This window comes from Planktotalea sp. (assembly GCF_018607965.1).
In the GTDB taxonomy this organism is placed as follows: Bacteria; Pseudomonadota; Alphaproteobacteria; order Rhodobacterales; family Rhodobacteraceae; genus Planktotalea.
The window spans coordinates 1-19,276 of the sequence record NZ_JABBAM010000050.1 but is presented as its reverse complement, the minus strand read 5'-3'; the positions used below and the strand labels follow the sequence as shown (position 1 = coordinate 19,276).

Here is a 19,276-nt window from a genome sequence, read left to right as displayed (position 1 = left end):
CCGCGATTTTGTAGACCGCGCATTTGTGTGCGCTGAAAATAATTGGTGTTGGAAAGGATGGCGCAACTCTCATGGCGCGCTCACAGTTTGCGCTATCCCTAAGAGTGCGCCGTAAATTATAAAGCAAACCGCCATCGCGCGTCTGAACCAGACGTTGAACACAGCGCCAAGTGCTGCGCGCCCTAGTCCCGCGTCCAGCGCTGTAAAGCCACAATAGCTGAGGGTTGTTAGGACGAGAGCAGTTGGCATGATGACCGCCATTTGATCCCGTATCGGAACATTCGGCTGTACGAATTGCGAGAATGCCGCAAGGTAGCCCGCCACGCTTTTGGGATTGATCACCGCGATCACAAATGCGCGACCATAGATGCTACCTTTGCTGGATTTAAGTGTGGGCGCGGGCTTGCCTGCGTTCATCAAGCCTTTGATGCCCAGCCAAATCAACCAAGCTGCCCCAATATATTTTGCAATCATGAACCCTGTTTCAGACGCCGCGATCAAGGCCGTGACGCCCAACGCAGATAGGATCAAGAAAGCCGTTGCTTGCGTCAAAATCGCAGCCACGCCCAATAATGCTCGCACGAATCCCAGCTGCATGCTGTTCGAGATACAATTCACAGCGTTCGGGCCAGGTGTTATAACGAAAGCTACCCAGAATACCGCAAAAACGCTCCATGCTTCAAAGCTCATCTGCGCGGACTCAATACACTGGCGGTGCGATAACCCAAATCGCAACAGCAGGGTGTTCATAGGGATTCGCCCAACGGTAGGACACACCTTTGATACGGAAACTATCGCCCGCATTCACGGTAAACGCCTGTCCCCCGATCACCAGATCCAGTTTGCCTGACACAAGGTATCCGACCTCTTGCGTGGGCCGTGTCACGGCGTCATCCATCTGCGCACCTGGATCGAAAGTGGAATGCACCATTTCGAAATCATCGGTTAGATCAGGGGAGAGCAATTCTTCAACCAACCCCGCCGCTTTTGACCCAATGGGTCGACGCGCAGGCGCGCGCACAATGACACCCGCCTCTGTCGCGGGCGTTTGCGCTTGGCCAAAAAGGATCGATACCGGAACACCAAGCGCTTTGGCGATTTGTTTCAAGTCGCTTACAGACGGCTCTGACAGATCGCGTTCAACCTGACTTAACCAACCGACCGAGCGGTTCAATGCCTCTGACAAGTCGCTTAGCGTAATACTACGCGATTTGCGAAGCGCGCGAAGATCCGCACCAAGACTTTTGGTTTTAGTAACGTCAGATTGGATCATCTTGTTTGGCGGCTTTCGTGAAAATTGGTTCGTAATTTTCACCAAGCCTGATGTTGCATGAAAAATCAAAGCAATTTTTCACACACCTGCTCTTTTATCAAACCTAGGGGACTGCCGCAAAGACGAGATCAAGCAATGCGCCCAAATGGTCAGCATCATCGTGCGAGAACGCGCCAAGCTGATCGCTGTCAATGTCGAGCACACCCAGCAAGCGCCCTTTTGCGTTGCTCACAGGGATAACAAGCTCTGAACGGGTTGAACTGGCGCAGGCGATATGGCCCTCAAAAGCTTCGACATCCGCAACCAATTGGGTTTTATTTTCACGGGCAGCAGCACCGCAGACGCCCCGCGAAAACGGAATGATCAAACAGCCATGACCGCCCTGATAGGGTCCGATTTTCAAAATGTTAGGGTCTGTCACGCGGTAGAACCCCGTCCAATCAAAACGGTCATCGCTATGATGCACTTCGCACACAAACGTCGCCATCAAAGCGATCTCATTTGTTTCACCCTCCGTCAGGGAACTGAGGGTATTTCTGAGGTCTATATAGTTCATTTGTTTCATCGCGCTCACCGAATAGTAACGAATTGCTTTTAGCTGTGTCTTTAGATTTTCTAGAACAGGCAAGATACAGATGAAAATGACTAGCGAAATTACAAGTGATCTTCAGATCATCACAGTCTTGGAAAAGAGGATTGATGGAGTGGCGGCCATCCAATTCAAAAACGATGTGCGCGAACTAACAGCAGAGGGTGATACTGCGGCCATTCTAGACCTTTCCAACGTAGATTTCGTCGACTCAAGCGGGCTTGGCGCTATCGTTGCGGCGATGAAACTTCTGGGGACAGACCGCCCTTTGCACTTAGCCGGTTTAACGCCAATCGTATCCAAAGTATTCGCACTTACCCGAATGGAGCGTGTCTTCAAAATCTTCAAGACCCCTTTAGAAGCCTTAAAGACCAACGAGGCTAAAAGTGCCTGAAGGCGCTTCTGTAGATCGCGTGCACTCGTTTTCTGGGCTTCACCGCACGCCATCTATTTGCCTTACATTTCCGGCAACCCAAAATGCTGTTCGCAGCGCTTTGGCTTCCATTACGCCATCCTTGCGCACTCTTTGTGCGGATGAGGCAATGGTTGGGACTGCGGAACTTGTCCTTGCAGAGGCCACCAACAACATTGTGGAACACGCCTATGTTGAAGTCGACGATGGCACCATTACGCTGTCGTGCTTCAAGGAACCTGGTCGAATCGGCTTTGTGATCAAAGATCGAGGTAAAAATTTTCCCAATTACGAAATCCCCCCCAAAAAGAACCATGATCTTAACGCGGAACCCAACGCGCTTCCTGAGGGCGGTTTTGGTTGGGGTTTGATCCGCGATCTAACAACATCGCTCGAGTACCGTCGAATAAACGGGCAGAGCATTCTGCGATTTTCCATTCCAAGCACAACACCTTAGGTTTTGTGACGTCAACACCAGTTCAATTAAGAGTCCCGCAAGTTCGTTTTTGACTCGCCCGTCCAAATTTCCCTCTTAGGCTGTAAAGTTCCGGAACTTACCAGCGATACCCCCAAAGATAGGGAGTTCCGTCCAAAAAATGCCCCATTCTCTCCCAAAACCGGCCCATTTCTTCAGTCAAATACGGTCATGTAGCTGCATATAGCTTCATCCGGCGCTGCGTGTTTAATGCCCCCACCCAGTACGCAGCGCCGGGAACCTTCTTCTCCATACCCCTAAGACGATTGGCAAAGTTTGAAAGCCAACCTAAGGTCAGACTCACCATTTGATGTGAGGTTATATGCGCGATTTTCATTTCCCTGGAAGATCCGAGGTTTTTGCAACCAATGGAATGTGCGCCACTTCACACCCAATCGGTGCAAACGTTGCGATTGATATCCTCAAACGCGGTGGAACAGCTATGGATGCCGCCATCGCTGGGGCCTTGGTTCTTGGAATTTGTGAACCCCAAATGACGGGAATTGGCGGTGATCTTTTCGCGCTTGTTTCTCCAGCTGGTTCGAATGCAATCCACGCCTATAATGGATCCGGACGAGCCCCCGCAGCTGCAAACGCGCAAAATTTGCGCACTGCCAATCATCACACTGTACCTTTGCAGGGTGCAGACGCCGTGACAATCCCAACCGCGATCCACGCGTTTGCTGCGATGAGTGAAAAATGGGGTAAACTTGGGCTTGATGCGCTGGTTGCTCCCACGATTCACTATGCGCAAGAGGGTGTCCCAGTCGCACCGCGCGTTGCGTTTGATTGGATCGAAGCGGCGGGCATGCTGCAAGGCTCTGCAAAAGAACACTACCTTATCAAAGGCAAAATTCCGAAAGCCGGTGAGATTTTTCGCGCCCCCGGTCAGGCGGAGGTTCTGAAACGCGTTGCAAAGGACGGAATCAAAGCCTTCTACGAGGGCGAAATTGCTGACGACATGTTAAATGCGCTTCAAAAACTTGGCGGAGTGCACACAAAAGAGGACTTCGCGTCCGTGTCATCCGACGAAACCGTGCCTGTCAGCGGGATCTACAAAGGAACCGAACTGTTTGAGCATCCGCCAAACGGCCAAGGCGCAACTGCGATTTTAATGCTCAACATACTCAAGCATTTTGACGTTTCGGCGATGGATCCATTCGGCACTCAGAGAGCCCATATCGAAGCAGAAGCCGCAAAGCTTGCCTATGATGCGCGCAATCGTTTTCTTGCGGATCCGGATCACACGAGCCGTCTGGCGCATATGCTTTCAAGTGACACCGCATCCCAGCTTGCTGGTTTAATAGATCCAAAGCGCGCCATGACCGCCGCTGCGCCAATAAGCGAGGCTGTTCACAAAGACACGATTTATATCACAACGGTTGATCGCGATGGCATGTCTGTTTCGTTGATATACTCAATTTTTCATGGTTTCGGTTCTGGTATCGCATCTGAAAAATTCGGAATTTTGCTACAAAACCGCGGGGCTGGATTTACGTTAGAGCAAGGCCATCCGAACGAGTTAGCAGGTGGAAAACGCCCAATGCACACAATTATTCCTGGCATACTTTCTGAAAACGGAACGCCCGTGATGCCATTTGGTGTAATGGGTGGGGCCTATCAACCAAATGGGCACGCGAGATTTGTTTCGAACTTGCAAGATTTTGGCATGGATGCCCAAAGCGCCATCGATGCGCCGCGCGCTTTTGCGGATGGTGGTATTTTGAAAGTCGAGAAAGGCTATTCAGATAAGATCCGCGCCGAACTGGCCGACCTAGGGCATACCGTCGAAATTCCAAACGGTCCAATCGGTGGCGCACAATCCATTCGCATTGGCACTGAGGGCGTTTTGATCGGCGCATCAGATCCCAGAAAAGACGGATGTGCGCTTGGTTACTAAGTGATCTAGTTCAGCTGAAAATGCAGTGGATACGTTCCGTCCTTGATCGGACCAAACAGGTCTTCAATATCGGGGTGGTCCACCGGTTCACCTGAATAGTCCGCGATCAAATTCTGCTCTGACACATAGGCGACATAGTAACTTTGATCATTCTCGGCGAGCAAATGATAATAAGGCTGCTCACGCTTTGGGCGGCTTTCCTCAGGGATCGCATCATACCATTCTTCGGTATTGTTGAACGTAGGATCGACGTCAAAAACCACGCCGCGGAACGGGTGCTTTTTGTGTCGGACAACTTGCCCAAGGTGATATTTTGCGTGTGCGGTCATCATTGCATTGCAGCCCTTACATTTGGTTAGTACCCAAATCAAGGGTGACTTGTCCAATTTTTGGACCAATTTTCAGGGAAACAGTCTGTGGGCCTTTTTATAACAGTGTTGGAAATCGTCGCACCCGTGTTCATACTGGCGTTAGTCGGGTTCACGTGGGTGAAGCTGGGGTTTGAGTACCGCGTCGCATTCGTGACCCGCCTTGCCATGACGCTTGCAGCGCCATGTTTGATGTTCACCGCGTTGATGAAAACAGAGATTGAGCCCACTTCGCTCACTGCACTTTCTTTAGCCAGTTTGGTGACCTATGCGTCCGTCACACTGGTCTTTGCAATTGGCATGAAAATCATAGGGTTAGAACAACGTACCTATCTTGTTGCCTTGGTTTTTGGCAATACAGGCAACCTTGGGTTACCACTGGCATTGTTCGCGTTTGGCCCTGAGGGTCTTAGCTATGCATTGGTCGTTTTTGCCGTCATGGCAGTGCTTTCGTTTACGTTTGGCATATGGGTTGTATCAGGAGGTGGCAGCATTGTGACCGCGCTAAAGGAACCTCTTGTTGGGGCGACTTTGCTTGGTGCATTGTTCCTATGGCAAGGCTGGGAAACACCATATTTTCTGACCAACGCGCTTGAGTTGATTGGGCAAATGCTGATTCCCATGATGTTGATCACGCTTGGTGTTGCGGTTGCTCGGTTGGTGCCCGGACGCATAGGTCAGGCAATCGTCCTATCGATCCTCAAAATCGTGGTGTGCAGCGCTATCGCATTTGGGATCGCTCACGTCTTTGGCTTGAACGACGTCGCGCGTGCTGTTCTTATTGTTCAAATCGCCACCCCTGTTGCGGTAACATCCTATCTGTTGGCCGAGAAATACGGGAGCGACGCGGACGCGGTTGCTGGTCTGGTCGTTGTGTCGACCACGATGTCCGTTGCTGCAATACCGCTCTTACTGGCGTTTCTGCTTTAGGTTGCCGTCATCAAGCGAAAGTCATTTCTCATTCGTGCGATTTACGCTAATATGCTATAAAATATAAAAAACGATTTTGAGGCATAGCAGATGAAAAAATTCATTCGCGCTCTGGTGGTTCTTAGCTTGGTCGCATCGTGCGGCGGAGGCGGCAGTAAATCGTCCGCCCCCCGTGATTTAGATAACGCCTGCAGCATCGCAAAGCAGCGTCCCGAATACATGAGCGCCTTTCGCAAAACAGAGCGAAAATGGGGCGTGCCTGTGCATGTTCAAATGGCGGCCATGTATCAGGAAAGCAAGTTTATCGGTGATGCGCGCACCCCCGTGAAATATACGCTTGGTGTGCTTCCTATGGGTCGGCAAAGTTCTGCGTTTGGCTATGCGCAAGCGCTTGATGCGACATGGGATGAGTACAAAAAAGATCAGAACCGCCGGTCCGCGCGCCGTGACAAAATCAGCGATGCGTCCGATTTTATGGGCTGGTACATGAACTTGACACGCGACCGTAACGGCATCGCGTTAAGCGACGCGACAAATCAATATTTAGCCTATCACGAGGGCCATAGCGGTTATAAGCGCGGCACATTCTACGGTAAAAGTTGGCTGATGCGCGTAGCGTCTGAAGTCGGACAACGTTCGCAAAACTATCGCAGCCAGCTTAGCAGATGTCGGCGCGCCTAAGGCGCCGGCACTGTTTTAGCGATCAGAGCCTTGAGGGATCGCAAGATCCACATTGAACAGCCCGTCACTCATGCGCGCGTTTTTGTCCAACTCACCCAAGATAACCGTTGTGCGGCTGCCCGCGTCATCATTGATAACCCATTGGCGTAGCTCAACCGGTTTGTCTGTGAAGACAAGTTGGATATTGCCGTATTCGGGATGTTCAGGATTTTGCGCAGTGACGGTCGTCGATTTATCATCAGCGGTGTGACCAACAACCATTTTCGCACGCGAAAGGTTTACGTTCTTGGCAAGAATAGTCGACAAAGGTGTACGCGCCAAAGGATAGCTTTCGGGCGGTTCATTAGTTTTCGGATCGTGGATCACAACGGTGCCACCGCTGGCCAAAACCAGTGCTTTTTCAGGTGGATTGTATTCAAACCGAATACGCCCAGGGCGCTTGATGAAAATCGTGCCTGTCGAGATCGTGCCGTCATCGTTTATCTGCGTGAACGCGCCTTTTGCAGTGCGCAATTCGTTCAAGTACTTTGAAAGCGTGTTCAAAGAAATCTTGTCAGCAGCGGCAGGCATTGCGGTGGCCAGCACAATCGCGGCGGCGGGGAGGAGGTTCAAAATTTTCATAACATTCACATAACCATTCTGAACCGCAGGTAACACCCCACGCCCTCCTCACAAGAAGGAGAGCGGCGATTGCTTGCTTCTATTGTGCTTCAGGGATCAAAATTTCACGTTTGCCAACATGGTTCGCTGGCGAAACAAGGCCTTGATCTTCCATTTGCTCAACCAAACGCGCGGCCTTGTTGTAGCCAATCGCGAGTTTACGCTGAATGTAGGATGTCGAACACTTGCGATCTTTCGCGACAATCGCGACCGCCGTGTCGTACAACGCATCTTCGCCATCCGTGTTGCCACCAAGGCCAAGAACCGTGTCGATGCTGCTGGCTGCATCATCGGATGGGCCCTCAACAACGCCACTCATGTAGTTTGGCGGACCGAACTGCTTGAGGTGGTTCACAATTTCTTCGACTTCTTCGTCGGAAACGAACGGACCATGGCAACGCGTGATCTTTGCGCCACCCGCCATAAAAAGCATGTCGCCCATACCAAGCAGTTGTTCGGCACCCATTTCACCAAGAATGGTGCGGCTGTCAATTTTTGACGTCACTTGGAACGAAATACGCGTTGGGAAGTTGGCTTTGATCGTACCAGTGATAACGTCAACAGACGGACGCTGTGTCGCCATGATCAAGTGGATACCAGAGGCACGCGCCATCTGCGCGAGGCGCTGAATGCAGGCTTCGATCTCTTTGCCCGCAACCATCATTAGGTCGGCCATTTCGTCCACAACAACGACGATATAGGGCATTTTTTCTGGCTGCGTCTCTTCTGTTTCAAAGATCGGCTCGCCCGTTTCATCATCAAAACCGGTCTGAACTGTACGCGAGAACATTTCGTTCTTGCCCAGCGCATCCGCGACGCGAGAGTTATAACCGTCAATGTTACGAACGCCCATTTTGGACATCTTGCGATAACGCTCTTCCATTTCGCCAACGGTCCATTTCAAGGCAACAACCGCCTTCTTTGGGTCTGTTACAACGGGCGACAACAGATGCGGAATGCCATCGTAAACCGAAAGTTCCAACATCTTTGGGTCGATCATAATCAGGCGGCATTCTTCAGGCGTTAGCTTGTAAAGCAACGACAGGATCATCGTGTTGATCGCCACCGATTTACCAGAGCCCGTCGTACCCGCAATCAACAGGTGGGGCATCTTGGCGAGGTTGGCCACGACAGGATCACCACCAATATCTTTACCTAGGGCAAGCGGTAGTTTCTGTTGACCATCACCGAAATCACGGCTGGATAGAATTTCGCGAAGCACCACTTTCTCGCGGTGTTCATTAGGAAGTTCGATACCAATCACGGAACGACCGGGCACAGTAGAAACACGTGCGGACAACGCAGACATGGAACGCGCAATGTCGTCGGACAAACCGATAACACGGGACGCTTTGAGACCCGGCGCTGGTTCAAGTTCGTACATGGTTACAACTGGGCCAGGGCGCACCGCTAGAATTTCGCCTTTTACGCCATAATCGTCCAAAACGGCCTCAAGCATACGCGCGTTTTCTTCGAGTGATTCATCACTGAGATGATGACGCTGCACTTCGATCGGGCTTTCCAGAAGGTTGAGCGGCGGCAACTCAAACGCGCTTGCGCTATCAGCAAATTTCAGCGTCGGTTGCGCCTCTGCCTTTGCGCGCGAAGACGGCTTTACCACCTTACGGGCCGGATGCTGAACCACGCTTTTGGGTTCTGGCATTGGCGCGATAGCGTCTGCAACAGGCGCATAAGAGGCCATTGTAATTTCATCAACCTGCGGAGTGCTTTCGAAACTTGGCGCATCAGAAAGTTCAGAATGTGGCAGATATTCCGTTGGCATCGCATCGAGCGCCATCGGGGATGGCTGATGAACAGGTTCAGGAATGACTTCAGTCGGCATTCTCACCATTGGTTCTTGGGGAACTGGCTGTTCCAAGGGTGGTTGCGTTTGGAAGGATGCACTTAGAAACGCTGGCGCTTGCGGCACTGGTTCGGACAAAATGGTGTCTGCAACAGGTTCGATGCGCGCAGAACTGAAGGCAAGAGCGCCCTCACTGGTCGCCATTTCCATCACGGGTTCTGAAACCAAACGCGCACTCATGGGGGGTTCGACGCGCACTTTTGGCTGCGCCGTATCAACCACGAGCGGTGTTGGACCGCGCCCACGGATTTTTGCTGCAGGCATCGAAATCGGCTGCTGCGCTACGGGGCTGTGGCGTGCACGGCTTTTGATAACGTCTGAAATTTTGCTTTTGATGCGATCATCGGTTGGCATTTCAGCATAAGCCGTTTGCAGGTGCTCAACCAACTCAGGTTCTGGCATCGGCTCTGAGCGCTTGATTAGCGACGGCATCAACGCACGAAGACCTGTCTTTTCTTTTTCTGGCGCGGGTTCTGGTTCTGCATAAACGGGCTCAATCACAGGCTCTGTTGCAGCGTGACTCATACGGGGCTCTTCGGCCAAACGACGGGCTGCACGGGCCTCATCCTCAATGCGCAATGCTTCACGACGCTCAGCTTGACGTGCTTGCATATTGCCAGCAGCATTCACAGCGCCTTTGGCACCACGGCCAATGTAGCGCATCGCCAAAGCATAGGTCACAACGACGCCAATCGCGAGGAAACGCGCGCTTTCTTTCAGCTCGTAACGTGTCGCGCCCAGAACAAAGCCAAGCATAATGACTGTCGCAATTGCCAAGAAAAACGCGACCAATTTAAGACCAAACGCAGCGCTGAACGGCAAGAACGTCAAAAACGCGCCAAGCACTGTGTCACCAAAAAGACCGCCCAAACCAAACGTGTGGGACCAATTTGCACCGGGAACCAGCGATGACGCATAAACGGCGCAAATAACGACAGCGATGGGAAGGAAAATCAAACGGCTCAGCGCGCGATCAGCACCAAAATGAAAAATGAAACGTGCACCCCAAGCGAAAGCTGTCACAGGAATCACCCATGCGGCTTTGCCAACGATCATGAACAAAGGTGCCGCAATCGACGCGCCCATTTGGCCAAGCATGTTTTGAACAGGGGCATCCGTTGCGGACAACCAACTGGGATCGGTCGGCGTATAAGAGCCGACGACCATCGCAGCCAAAATGCCAAAGACAATCAGCGCTGCGCCAATCATTTCCTTGCCACGCTTTTCAATCATGGCCTGCATGTTGCTATCCAAAAGTGGATCCCGACCCCGTGCTTGATATGCCATCCCGTTCCTCGTTTTTATGCGAATAGGCAGTCGCGGATTTTGACTAACCCGAGCTGCATTTCGTCTTTTGGAGCCACCATGGCGACCCGAATATATTCTTTGCCAGGATTGCCCTGACGCGTGTCTTTGCTCAGATATTCGCCTGGAAGAACGCGTACGCCCGTCTCTTTCCAAAGCTTCAATGCTGCGTCTTCACCGTTCTCGACAGGCAGCCACAAGAAGAACCCTGCGTCTGGTCCCCGGTAACCTTGAACGTTGGCGAAAATTTCATCCGCAATGCGGTACTTTTCTTGATAGAGCGCGCGGTTCTCTTCCACGTGCGCCTCGTCAGCCCATGCTTTCTCAGCAACCTTTTGCAGAGGAAGCGGTAAAGGCGCGCCTGAGTATTCGCGCAGCTGCTTGATGCGTTTGATGCTTTCGGGGCCACCTGCGACGAAACCTGATCGTAGGCCCGGCAGGTTTGAACGCTTTGAGAGCGAATGAAACACAACAACGCGTTCAGGATCAGCGCCCATGTCCTGCGCGACCTTCAAGGCACCAGCGGGTGGCGCGTCGCGATAGATCTCGGAGTAGCACTCATCCGCGAAAATCTGGAAATCATACTGCTCGCCCAGCGCGATGAGGTCGCGCCAGAAGTCCTCTGTCGCGATCGAACCCTGCGGATTTGAGGGAGAGCACATATAGGCAATGCTCGTGCGTTTCAGCACATCTTCAGAGACGCTGTTGAAGTCAGGCAAGTGACCAGACGCCGCTGTCGCATTTACGAAAACTGGTTCCGCATCGACTGAAATCGTAGCGATCATGTAAACTTGGTAGAACGGGTTCGGCATCAAAATGGCTGGCTGTTCACCATTCTTCGTCTCAGGACACAGCGCCATGCCAGCGTTATACAGCCCTTCGCGCGTGCCATTCAGCGCCATCACTTGCGTTGCGGCATCGACGTCAGCTCCGAAGCGACGTTTCAACCAATCGGCAATTGCGCTACGCAATTCAGGTGCCCCGTCGTTCGGAGGATAGCGATTAAAACCCGCAACATTTTCAGCGATTACATCGGAAACCCAGTCAGGAAAGGCATGTTTCGGCTCGCCAATAGTCATATGCACCACATCACCACCCGGTGTGTGTGGATCCAATAGCGTGCGCAAACGCGGGAAAGCGTAAGCCGGAAGGTTCGAAAACCGCTCGGGAAACATATTTGACTGCCTCAGTTTCGGGATCGTTTTCGCCCCGTTACAATTAAAGTAACCTAAGCGCGTGCCTCGCGTCCAACAAAAAGCGCATGATTCAGAAAGACTTGTGGCATTTAAGCCAGCGCCGCCTCTGCCGCAGCGCCCAAGCGGAGCAAGCGTTCTTCCTGCATTGGCAAGGTTGTCAGTGTAATTCCACAGCTTGGTGCGCCTGTTGGAAGCGTCAGCGCGCAACTGCCCATCAAGTTTCCTATGCGTGTATTGCGCAACGCTTTCAGGTTGCGTTCAACATAATATGCTTCATCTGCCGCCAGATCAGCGATCTTTGGCGGCATGATTGCACAGCTGGGTGTGAGAACGGCATCGTATCCTGCAATTCGCGCGTCCCAAATGGCGCGCAGCTTGTGCAGGGTTTCCCATGCAGCCACGTAATCGGGTGCAGAGAAATCCGCGCCTGCACGAAAACGGCCCAAGACCTGCGCGAACATCACATCTGGGTTGGCTTCGATCACACCACGCCACATTCCATACGCCTCGCCCGGGAAAAGGGGACCCGCATGCGAAATTGCTTCAATGATTTCTGGCGCTTCGATCAGAGTGATCTTGGCACCCGCTGCTTTCAAGCGATCAACAGCTCCATTGAACGCAGCAAGCGGTTGGTCTTCTACATCATCCAGCGCCAAAGTGGTGAGCACTGCAAAATGAGTGCCCTCTAGGGTCGCACCACGTAGATCGGGGCCATTGGTGCCCTCCAAAATACCCAACGCGAGGGCTGCATCCTCTACCGTGCGCGCCAAGGGGCCGACAGTGTCGAAACTTTTCACCAATGGCACAACACCGCTCAACGAGATGCGACCAGACGTTGTTTTCAACCCGACAAGATCGTTCCAAACGGACGGGACACGCACCGAGCCACCCGTGTCAGAACCTATCGCAAGAGGAGCAATGTTGTAGGCAACAGACGCCGCAGCGCCCGATGAAGATCCGCCCGAAACGGCATCGGCGTCGTGCACACAAGGGGATGTTTCAGTGATCGGGTTATAGCCAAGCCCGGAAAACGCCAATTCGCTCATGTGGGTTTTGCCGATGCACACCGTTCCCATCGACGTCGCGACGCGCAAAACTTTGGCGTCTGTCGTAGGCACGCGATCTTTTAGCAAAGCGGTGCCTGCCTCGGTCGCGATACCAGCCGTATCAAACAGGTCTTTCCAACTGACAGGCACACCGTCCAAAGGCGACAAGCGCTGCCCAGATTTCGCGCGTGCGCTTGCTGCTTTCGCCTCTGCCTTTGCACGATCCGAAGTGAGGCGCGCGTAAATACGATGGCTCAAGGGATGATCAGCGGCGGCCTTAAGATAGACGTCGGCTAGATCGATCGGATCAATCTCACCCACATCAATTCCACGCCCCAGCGCAGCCGCGCTCATTTTCAGCCAAACTTGCATCGCATTTCTCCCTTTAGAGTGACGGTAGCGGCACGAAGGCGCATGGACAATCCTGCGCGCACATCCATATTGAAACTCATGGAATTTGATAGCGATCTGATCATCATTGGTGGCGGCCTAAACGGCCCAGCTTTGGCCCTTGCCGCGGCGCAGGGCGGGCTGACCAGCACCGTCATTGACGCGCTGCCTTTGGCAAGCCGTAAGACACCAGATTTCGATGGGCGCTCCTATGCGTTGGCCCTTACCTCGCAGCGTTTGCTGAACGCGATTGGTGTTTGGGACAGTGTCGCAAATGACGCGCAGCCGATGCTTGAAATCAAGGTGACGGACGGACGATCTGGCGAAGGCCCCTCGCCGTTCTTCATGCACTTTGATCATGCAGAAATCGAAGAAGGGCCGATGGGCTATTTGGTTGAAGACCGCCACCTGCGTCGCGCCTTCGTTGAGGCCATGCAAGCACAGCCCTTGATCACCCTGCGCCATGAAGAGAAGGTCGTCGCGCAAGAAACTAATCTGAACGGTGCGTCTGTCACTTTGGCATCAGGGGAGGTTCTGAACGGGCGTATTCTAGTTGGTTCGGATGGTCGTCGCAGCGGCACGGCGGAGCGCGCCAAGATCAAGCGCACGGGTTGGAACTATGGCCAAACCGCTCTTGTTTGCGCGGTGGAACACGAAAAGCCCCACAGCGGCATCGCACATCAGTTCTTTATGCCTTCTGGTCCTTTGGCGATCCTGCCGTTGACTGGCAATCGTTCTTCAATTGTCTGGAGCGAAACTGAGGCTAACGCCCAGCGCATCACTGCAATGAATGACACGGATTATCTGGAAGCGCTGCGCCCCGCCTTTGGGGACTTCCTAGGCGACATCAAACTGACGGGCGCGCGCTTTACCTATCCTTTGAACCTGACAATCGCGAACAGCTTTATCGCAGAACGCCTGGCGCTAATTGGGGACGCTGCGCATGGCGTTCACCCAATCGCAGGTCAGGGATTGAATGCGGGTTTGCGCGATGTTGCTGCACTGACCGAAGTACTGATCTTGGCTGCGCGACGCGGTGAGGATATCGCATCATCCTTGGTGCTGGAGCGCTATCAACAGTGGCGCCGCTTTGACACAGCGACACTGGCTGTCGCGACAGATGCATTTAACAAACTTTTCTCAAACGATAACCCTCTGTTACGGATGGGCCGTGATCTGGGAATGGGTGTTATTAATTCGGTTCCCAGCCTGCGCCGCACATTCATTCGTGAAGCAGCAGGCCTGACGGGTGATCTACCCAAACTGATGACAGGTCGCGCGCTTTAATCGAGCTTGCGCGCCTCATCTAGCAACATCACAGGGATGCCATTGCGAATTGGAAAGGCCAGACCGGCCTTCTTTGAAATCAATTCCTGCGCAGTCGCATCATATTCAAGCCGCCCATGGGTATGCGGGCAAATCAGCGCCTCTAACATGTGGGGATCAAAGCTGGGTGCGTTTGCGTCAGCATTCATTGCATCATTTCCTCTGCATCGCCGCCGCGCAGAAAATACTCGATCAGCGTGGCCAATGTTTCGCGACGCGTGGATAGGCTGGGCGCTTCTAACAGCGCTTGTTTATCTTCAGGTTCAAAGTCGAGCATCATGGACAGTGAGTTCACCAGCAGCTCGTCATCTGCCTCTTTCAAGGTTTCCCAATCCGCAGAAAGGTCGCGGACCGTGAAGTATTTTGACAACAGATTGAGGAACGCATCGCGATCATATTTAACGTCATTCTCAGAACTTTCGCGATCTTGCTCAAAACCGTCCCAATTCACTTCAACGCGGCGATATGGCTGGAAACCATCGACTTCACCGATCAAACGGAATCGCGAAACACCCCCCAAAGTGACCATGTAACGCCCTTCTTCGGTTTCGGAGAACTGCGTAATGCGCCCTGCACAGCCAATGGCATGCAGCCCTTTTTCATCACCAGTTCGACCTGGATTAGGCTGGATCATCGCAATCATCCGGTCTTGGGTTTTCAATGCATCATCAATCATCGCAAGATAGCGCGGTTCAAAGATATGCAACGGCAAGCGCGAACGCGGCAAAAGCAGCGCGCCGGGCAGAGGAAAGGCCGGGAGGATATCCGGCAGGTCACCAATTTTTATCATATCCATTGAACTAGCTCGCGTGCGCGATCAGGCAAATATCAATGAGCTAAGTTTACGTCGCCCATTCAAAACAATGGGGTCTTCTGGCTTGAGCGCATCGAAAACAGTGAACAATTGCGTCTTGGCCGCACCGTCATTCCATTCGCGATCACGTTTGAAAATTTCAAGCAATGCATCGACCGCGTCTTGTGTTTGGGCGTTGGCATTCAAGGCAACCGCCAGATCAAAGCGCGCTTGCATATCATCTGGGTTCGCCTCAACCGCAGCCGTCAATTCGACCAAAGGCCCTGCCTGTTCCGCCTGACGCGCCAGCGCCAATTGTGCAAATGCCGCCTCGATCAAAACATCCTCAGAAATTTCAGCGGGGACACCGTTCAAAACCGCCTCTGCCTGATCCGCTTCATTCATCGCCAAATGTGAACGCGCAAGACCGGCGTAGGCCGCAACGCACTGATCATCTTCTTCTAGGATCGCCGCAAAGGTCTGGGCTGCATCGCTTGCGTCACCCTCGTCCAGCATCGTTTCAGCCGCTTCAATTGCGTCGTTCAAACCACCCGACGCATCGCCGCCACCAGCCTCGATACAACGATCCACGAACGCCTTAATTTCAGACGGCGGTACAGCGCCTTGAAAGCCGTCAATCGGCTGACCTTTGTAGAACGCAAACACGGCTGGGATCGATTGAACCTGCATCTGACCCGCAATCATCTGGTTTTCGTCCACATTGACCTTTGCCATCTTCACAGCGCCATTGGCCGCCGCAACTTCGGCCTCCAAAGCAGGGCCAAGTGTCTTGCAGGGACCACACCAAGGGGCCCAAAAATCGACGATAACAGGCACAAGATCAGAGGCCTCTACGACATCCTTCATAAACGTGCTTTCATCAACGTCCTTGATCAGATCGTCAGCGTTTCCAGTTGCCGCAGTGCCCGTGCCCAGTTCAATCATTGTCATGCGTCCTGTAAATTCGAATTATTGTGTAGATGGCCCACTGGCCCTTTGTTTGCAAGGGTTGGCCAGATTACAAATCAAACGTCGCAAAGACCGGCGCGTGATCTGACGGCTTTTCCCACCCCCTCGCATCGCGCATAACACGGGATGAATGCGCAGATGCAGCAATATCGCCCGTCGCCCATACGTGATCCAAACGACGGCCCTTGTCGGCACCATCCCAATCCTTCGCGCGGTAGGACCACCAGCTGTAAAGCTTGCCCTCTGGGATATCATTGCGCGTTACATCGTGCCAATCACCTGCTTGCATCACATCTTTGAAATGCGCGACCTCAATCGGCGTATGACTAACGATCTTAAGCAGTTTCTTGTGATCCCAAACATCGTCCTCACGCGGCGCGATGTTTAGATCCCCCACAAGAATGCTCTTTTCAGGCTTGTTCGCTTTGAACCAATCGCGCATCTCTGTGAGGTAATCGAGCTTTTGGCCAAACTTCTCGTTCTTTTCACGGTCCGCCACATCGCCACCCGCAGGAACGTAGAAATTGTGGATCGTCACGCCGTTTTCTAGCTGTCCCGCGATATGGCGTGCATGTCCAAGGCTAGCAAAATCCTCCGCAGCGACCTCTTTGATCGGCAGTTTTGATAGGATCGCAACGCCGTTGTAACCTTTCTGTCCGCGCGCAACCATGTGGGTGTAGCCAAGTGCGGCGAACCCTTCCAATGGAATCAACTCAACAGGCGATTTGCATTCTTGCAAGCACAGCACATCAGGCGCTTCCTCTTCCAGAAGCTTGCACACGATCGGCTCGCGCAGGCGCACAGAGTTGATGTTCCAAGTGGCGAGGGTAAAGCTCATGGCGCGTCCTTTGAATGAAGATCGCGCCAAAGTATCCTAGATGCCGTTCGGCGCAAGCAGCACTTTGCCAGACCGCTCGCCCGCCCACGTATAGCGCGCGGCTTCCGCAATATCATCAAGCGTGAATATACGATCAATCGGCGCGTTCAACGTGCCCATCGCAACGGCCTTGGTCAGCGCGGCGTAGGTCGCCATCCGCTCTTCCTTGCTGGCGCGCTCAAACCAATTGACCAACCAAAAGCCACGCACGCGTACGTCGCGGAAGATTATCGCGCCCGCTTGCATCGACGCCGCTTCATTGGACATCGCACCGTAATTCATAATCGTTCCGCCGACCTCTAGACTTTCACCCAAGCGTCCAAACGTTTCACCCGCAACAGCGTCCAAGGCCAGCTTCATCTTTGCTCCACCAGTCGCCTGTTTCACGCGCATCACAAGATCAGGACCATCGACCAAAACGACATCCGCGCCTTGATCCAACAAGCCCTGAACCGCGCTTTCACGACGCACGACACAAACCGTCTTAACACCCATGCCTTTAGCCAGTTGCACAACATAAGTGCCCACGGCCGAGTTCGCAGCACTCTGAATGACCCAATCGCCCTCAGTCAATTCTACAAAATCCGTCAACAACAGCTGCGCCGTCGCAGGGTTCACCATCATCATAGACAGCTGATCCACATCACCCTCAGGCATCGCAACAAACGCCCCCGCCGACGCAACGACTTCACTGCGCCATGTGCCAACACCCGCGGGCAGCAACACAAGTTGTCCGACTGATAAACCACGCGCCTCACCGCTGATCTCGGTAATGCGCCCAATCCCCTCGTTCCCCGCAATCGCAGGCAAGGGCGGACGTACACCGTAGTTTCCAGCCACTTGGATCAAGTCTGATGGATTAATAGGGGAGCGCAACACATCCGCTCGCGCCTGCCCCGTTTCCAAAACGACGCGTGTAACCTCTTCAACCTGCAAAACCTTAGTGGGATCACCAAACTCGGAATAGACAACTTGCTTTACAGTATCAGACATCACGCACTCTCCTTTAACGCTTTTAAAACAACATGCCTGTCACGGCCCCACAAGGTAACCCCAAGGGCCGCAACGTCACACTTCGTCTTTCCAAATAAACTTCGGGGGAATCGTCCGTCAGGGCGATGGGGGCTGGCCCCCACACACCTCAATCATAGGCGACAATTTCATATTCAATCTCATTTTCATCAGAAAAGTAAAACCGCTCACCTGGCTCGTAATCTTGATGCGAATGCGGATCATACCCTTCAGCGCGGACCGCCGCTTCAATAGACGCTAGATCACCTACGACAATCCCCACGTGATTCAACTGCCCGCAAGTTGCATAATCAGATTTCACACCATCTTTAGTTTCACGCGGCTCATATAACGCGAGGTGGTCAGTCTCTGACCCCACATGGATCGAATGCCCGTTGCCATTTAGCGCAGGCCCCGTCCAACGGGTTTTCTATCCAAAGACGCACGTTAACCAAGCCGCCGTTTTCGCAGCATCTGCAACTGTGATATTCGCATGTTCTAGTCTGGCCATCTGATCTCTCCTTTTGTCTTGATTCCCTTCTTTGTAATTTCTAAAGTTAACTTTAGATCAAGAGGTTTATCATGCGATCCCCAGAACTTTCTATTGGTCAAATGGCAACGCGAACTGGCCTCGCTGTCTCCGCAATCCGATTCTACGAAACCGAAGGTTTGATCACCGCAAATCGCAACAGAGGTGGACATCGGCGTTTTGCTCGCGCCCAAATCAGACGTGTTTCGTTCATATTGATCGCGCAGCAATTTGGTCTAACACTGCCTCAGATCAAAACGGTATTCAGCGAATTACCCGACAATCGAACACCAACCGCTAAAGACTGGGCTGCAATTTCGAAAGATCTTCGCACACACCTCGACACACGCATCAGAGATCTCGAACGTATGCGCGACAGTCTTGATGGATGTATCGGGTGCAGCTGTCTCTCGCTCGACGCATGTGCGCTTTATAACAAAGACGACAAGCAGGCCAAACGAGGGACCGGCCCTGTGATTTCACTGCAAGGCAAGGTCTAGACAAAAAAAGACCTGGGGCTAAGCCCGGGCCAGTCCAACAGGGAGGGTGCATACCAAACCCGGATATGCGCGGGAAACCTGTTCTTACTTATACACGTGAATACGTCAGCAATATGTTAACTAGATCACTAAAATTCCGAATTCACGGCAATTTAACGATCACGAGACCAATCGGTACCCGC

Annotated in this window: 21 protein-coding genes; 7 read left to right on the top strand and 14 right to left on the bottom strand. The window is 52.8% G+C overall.

The features are described from left to right. Positions 1-69: 69 nt before the first annotated feature. The 3 genes from QZ279_RS04730 to QZ279_RS04720 form a co-directional block, all read right to left on the bottom strand. Complete coding sequence (locus tag QZ279_RS04730) at positions 70-690, bottom strand: LysE family translocator (RefSeq protein WP_293448620.1); 621 nt, start codon at positions 688-690, stop codon at positions 70-72. 10 nt (positions 691-700) lie between these two features. Beyond that, positions 701-1,273 carry an XRE family transcriptional regulator gene (locus QZ279_RS04725; protein WP_293448618.1) on the bottom strand — a complete coding sequence of 191 codons (573 nt, stop codon included), beginning with the start codon at positions 1,271-1,273 and terminating at the stop codon, positions 701-703. A gap of 103 nt (positions 1,274-1,376) precedes the next feature. After that, positions 1,377-1,838 (bottom strand): GAF domain-containing protein, encoded by a 462-nt coding sequence (locus tag QZ279_RS04720; protein ID WP_293448643.1) that lies wholly within the window; start codon positions 1,836-1,838, stop codon positions 1,377-1,379. A gap of 70 nt (positions 1,839-1,908) precedes the next feature. On the opposite strand from QZ279_RS04720, the gene QZ279_RS04715 reads away from it, so the two are divergent. The 3 genes from QZ279_RS04715 (at position 1,909) to QZ279_RS04705 (ending at position 4,649) form a co-directional block, all read left to right on the top strand. Further along, complete coding sequence (locus tag QZ279_RS04715; protein ID WP_293448615.1) at positions 1,909-2,256, top strand: STAS domain-containing protein; 348 nt, start codon at positions 1,909-1,911, stop codon at positions 2,254-2,256. Next, a complete protein-coding gene (locus QZ279_RS04710; RefSeq protein ID WP_366513852.1) occupies positions 2,249-2,731 on the top strand; it encodes an ATP-binding protein in 483 nt (160 codons plus the stop codon). Before QZ279_RS04715 ends, QZ279_RS04710 begins: the two co-directional genes overlap by 8 nt. 340 nt (positions 2,732-3,071) lie before the next feature. Beyond that, the gene (locus tag QZ279_RS04705) at positions 3,072-4,649 is read left to right on the top strand and encodes a gamma-glutamyltransferase family protein (protein WP_293448612.1); all 1,578 of its coding nucleotides are present in this window, start codon (positions 3,072-3,074) and stop codon (positions 4,647-4,649) included. 5 nt (positions 4,650-4,654) lie between these two features. Here QZ279_RS04705 and hspQ read toward each other — a convergent pair whose 3' ends face one another. Then, positions 4,655-4,981, bottom strand: a complete 327-nt coding sequence (gene hspQ / locus QZ279_RS04700) for a heat shock protein HspQ (protein WP_293448609.1) — start codon at positions 4,979-4,981, stop codon at positions 4,655-4,657. Positions 4,982-5,065: 84 nt separating this feature from the next. On the opposite strand from hspQ, the gene QZ279_RS04695 reads away from it, so the two are divergent. Both QZ279_RS04695 and QZ279_RS04690 read left to right on the top strand, forming a co-directional pair. Continuing rightward, positions 5,066-5,947 (top strand): AEC family transporter, encoded by an 882-nt coding sequence (locus QZ279_RS04695; protein ID WP_293448606.1) that lies wholly within the window; start codon positions 5,066-5,068, stop codon positions 5,945-5,947. A 90-nt stretch (positions 5,948-6,037) separates the two neighbouring features. Continuing rightward, positions 6,038-6,628 (top strand): lytic transglycosylase, encoded by a 591-nt coding sequence (locus QZ279_RS04690; protein ID WP_293448603.1) that lies wholly within the window; start codon positions 6,038-6,040, stop codon positions 6,626-6,628. 15 nt (positions 6,629-6,643) lie between these two features. Here QZ279_RS04690 and QZ279_RS04685 read toward each other — a convergent pair whose 3' ends face one another. The 4 genes from QZ279_RS04685 to QZ279_RS04670 all read right to left on the bottom strand — a co-directional run bounded on the left by QZ279_RS04685 (position 6,644) and on the right by QZ279_RS04670 (position 13,071). After that, positions 6,644-7,249: an outer membrane lipoprotein carrier protein LolA gene (locus tag QZ279_RS04685; RefSeq protein ID WP_293448637.1), complete on the bottom strand. Its 606-nt coding sequence runs from the start codon at positions 7,247-7,249 to the stop codon at positions 6,644-6,646. A 79-nt stretch (positions 7,250-7,328) separates the two neighbouring features. After that, complete coding sequence (locus tag QZ279_RS04680) at positions 7,329-10,439, bottom strand: DNA translocase FtsK (RefSeq protein WP_293448600.1); 3,111 nt, start codon at positions 10,437-10,439, stop codon at positions 7,329-7,331. A gap of 14 nt (positions 10,440-10,453) precedes the next feature. Next, positions 10,454-11,632 (bottom strand): aminotransferase class I/II-fold pyridoxal phosphate-dependent enzyme, encoded by a 1,179-nt coding sequence (locus QZ279_RS04675; protein ID WP_293448597.1) that lies wholly within the window; start codon positions 11,630-11,632, stop codon positions 10,454-10,456. A gap of 110 nt (positions 11,633-11,742) precedes the next feature. After that, on the bottom strand, positions 11,743-13,071 hold the full coding sequence (locus tag QZ279_RS04670) for an amidase family protein (RefSeq protein WP_293448594.1): 1,329 nt from the start codon (positions 13,069-13,071) through the stop codon (positions 11,743-11,745). 42 nt (positions 13,072-13,113) lie between these two features. Here QZ279_RS04670 and QZ279_RS04665 point away from each other — a divergent pair, with 42 nt between their 5' ends. Then, positions 13,114-14,376 carry an FAD-dependent monooxygenase gene (locus QZ279_RS04665; RefSeq protein ID WP_293448591.1) on the top strand — a complete coding sequence of 421 codons (1,263 nt, stop codon included), beginning with the start codon at positions 13,114-13,116 and terminating at the stop codon, positions 14,374-14,376. Here the strand turns inward: QZ279_RS04665 and QZ279_RS04660 are convergent. The 6 genes from QZ279_RS04660 to QZ279_RS15640 form a co-directional block, all read right to left on the bottom strand. Then, on the bottom strand, positions 14,373-14,564 hold the full coding sequence (locus QZ279_RS04660; RefSeq protein WP_293448589.1) for a Trm112 family protein: 192 nt from the start codon (positions 14,562-14,564) through the stop codon (positions 14,373-14,375). The two genes, QZ279_RS04665 and QZ279_RS04660, sit on opposite strands and share 4 nt — an antisense overlap. Next, positions 14,561-15,205, bottom strand: coding sequence for an LON peptidase substrate-binding domain-containing protein (locus QZ279_RS04655; protein ID WP_293448587.1), 645 nt, complete (start codon positions 15,203-15,205; stop codon positions 14,561-14,563). The genes QZ279_RS04660 and QZ279_RS04655 overlap by 4 nt, the downstream gene beginning before the upstream one ends. A gap of 27 nt (positions 15,206-15,232) precedes the next feature. Further along, positions 15,233-16,153 (bottom strand): co-chaperone YbbN, encoded by a 921-nt coding sequence (locus tag QZ279_RS04650; protein WP_293448635.1) that lies wholly within the window; start codon positions 16,151-16,153, stop codon positions 15,233-15,235. Positions 16,154-16,226: 73 nt separating this feature from the next. Further along, positions 16,227-17,015, bottom strand: coding sequence for an exodeoxyribonuclease III (locus QZ279_RS04645; RefSeq protein ID WP_293448585.1), 789 nt, complete (start codon positions 17,013-17,015; stop codon positions 16,227-16,229). Between the two features lie 36 nt (positions 17,016-17,051). Next, positions 17,052-18,047 carry a zinc-dependent alcohol dehydrogenase family protein gene (locus QZ279_RS04640; RefSeq protein ID WP_293448582.1) on the bottom strand — a complete coding sequence of 332 codons (996 nt, stop codon included), beginning with the start codon at positions 18,045-18,047 and terminating at the stop codon, positions 17,052-17,054. Between the two features lie 148 nt (positions 18,048-18,195). Beyond that, on the bottom strand, positions 18,196-18,387 hold the full coding sequence (locus QZ279_RS15640; RefSeq protein WP_366513850.1) for a hypothetical protein: 192 nt from the start codon (positions 18,385-18,387) through the stop codon (positions 18,196-18,198). Positions 18,388-18,647: 260 nt separating this feature from the next. On the opposite strand from QZ279_RS15640, the gene soxR reads away from it, so the two are divergent. Continuing rightward, on the top strand, positions 18,648-19,094 hold the full coding sequence (soxR, locus tag QZ279_RS04630; protein ID WP_293448579.1) for a redox-sensitive transcriptional activator SoxR: 447 nt from the start codon (positions 18,648-18,650) through the stop codon (positions 19,092-19,094). Positions 19,095-19,276: the final 182 nt, after the last annotated feature.

Bases quoted from the DNA above. Each gene is read 5' to 3' on its own strand.
- QZ279_RS04645 (WP_293448585.1), bottom strand. From the start codon at position 17,015: ATGAGCTTTACCCTCGCCACTTGGAACATCAACTCTGTGCGCCTGCGC.
- QZ279_RS04660 (WP_293448589.1), bottom strand. From the start codon at position 14,564: ATGAATGCTGACGCAAACGCACCCAGCTTTGATCCCCACATGTTAGAG.
- QZ279_RS04685 (WP_293448637.1), bottom strand. From the start codon at position 7,249: ATGAAAATTTTGAACCTCCTCCCCGCCGCCGCGATTGTGCTGGCCACC.
- QZ279_RS04650 (WP_293448635.1), bottom strand. From the start codon at position 16,153: ATGATTGAACTGGGCACGGGCACTGCGGCAACTGGAAACGCTGACGAT.
- QZ279_RS04705 (WP_293448612.1), top strand. From the start codon at position 3,072: ATGCGCGATTTTCATTTCCCTGGAAGATCCGAGGTTTTTGCAACCAAT.
- QZ279_RS04670 (WP_293448594.1), bottom strand. From the start codon at position 13,071: ATGCAAGTTTGGCTGAAAATGAGCGCGGCTGCGCTGGGGCGTGGAATT.
- QZ279_RS04640 (WP_293448582.1), bottom strand. From the start codon at position 18,047: ATGTCTGATACTGTAAAGCAAGTTGTCTATTCCGAGTTTGGTGATCCC.
- QZ279_RS04655 (WP_293448587.1), bottom strand. From the start codon at position 15,205: ATGATAAAAATTGGTGACCTGCCGGATATCCTCCCGGCCTTTCCTCTG.
- QZ279_RS04665 (WP_293448591.1), top strand. From the start codon at position 13,114: ATGGACAATCCTGCGCGCACATCCATATTGAAACTCATGGAATTTGAT.
- QZ279_RS04690 (WP_293448603.1), top strand. From the start codon at position 6,038: ATGAAAAAATTCATTCGCGCTCTGGTGGTTCTTAGCTTGGTCGCATCG.
- hspQ (WP_293448609.1), bottom strand. From the start codon at position 4,981: ATGATGACCGCACACGCAAAATATCACCTTGGGCAAGTTGTCCGACAC.
- QZ279_RS04715 (WP_293448615.1), top strand. From the start codon at position 1,909: ATGAAAATGACTAGCGAAATTACAAGTGATCTTCAGATCATCACAGTC.
- QZ279_RS04720 (WP_293448643.1), bottom strand. From the start codon at position 1,838: ATGAAACAAATGAACTATATAGACCTCAGAAATACCCTCAGTTCCCTG.
- QZ279_RS04730 (WP_293448620.1), bottom strand. From the start codon at position 690: ATGAGCTTTGAAGCATGGAGCGTTTTTGCGGTATTCTGGGTAGCTTTC.
- QZ279_RS04675 (WP_293448597.1), bottom strand. From the start codon at position 11,632: ATGTTTCCCGAGCGGTTTTCGAACCTTCCGGCTTACGCTTTCCCGCGT.
- QZ279_RS04680 (WP_293448600.1), bottom strand. From the start codon at position 10,439: ATGGCATATCAAGCACGGGGTCGGGATCCACTTTTGGATAGCAACATG.
- QZ279_RS04725 (WP_293448618.1), bottom strand. From the start codon at position 1,273: ATGATCCAATCTGACGTTACTAAAACCAAAAGTCTTGGTGCGGATCTT.
- soxR (WP_293448579.1), top strand. From the start codon at position 18,648: ATGCGATCCCCAGAACTTTCTATTGGTCAAATGGCAACGCGAACTGGC.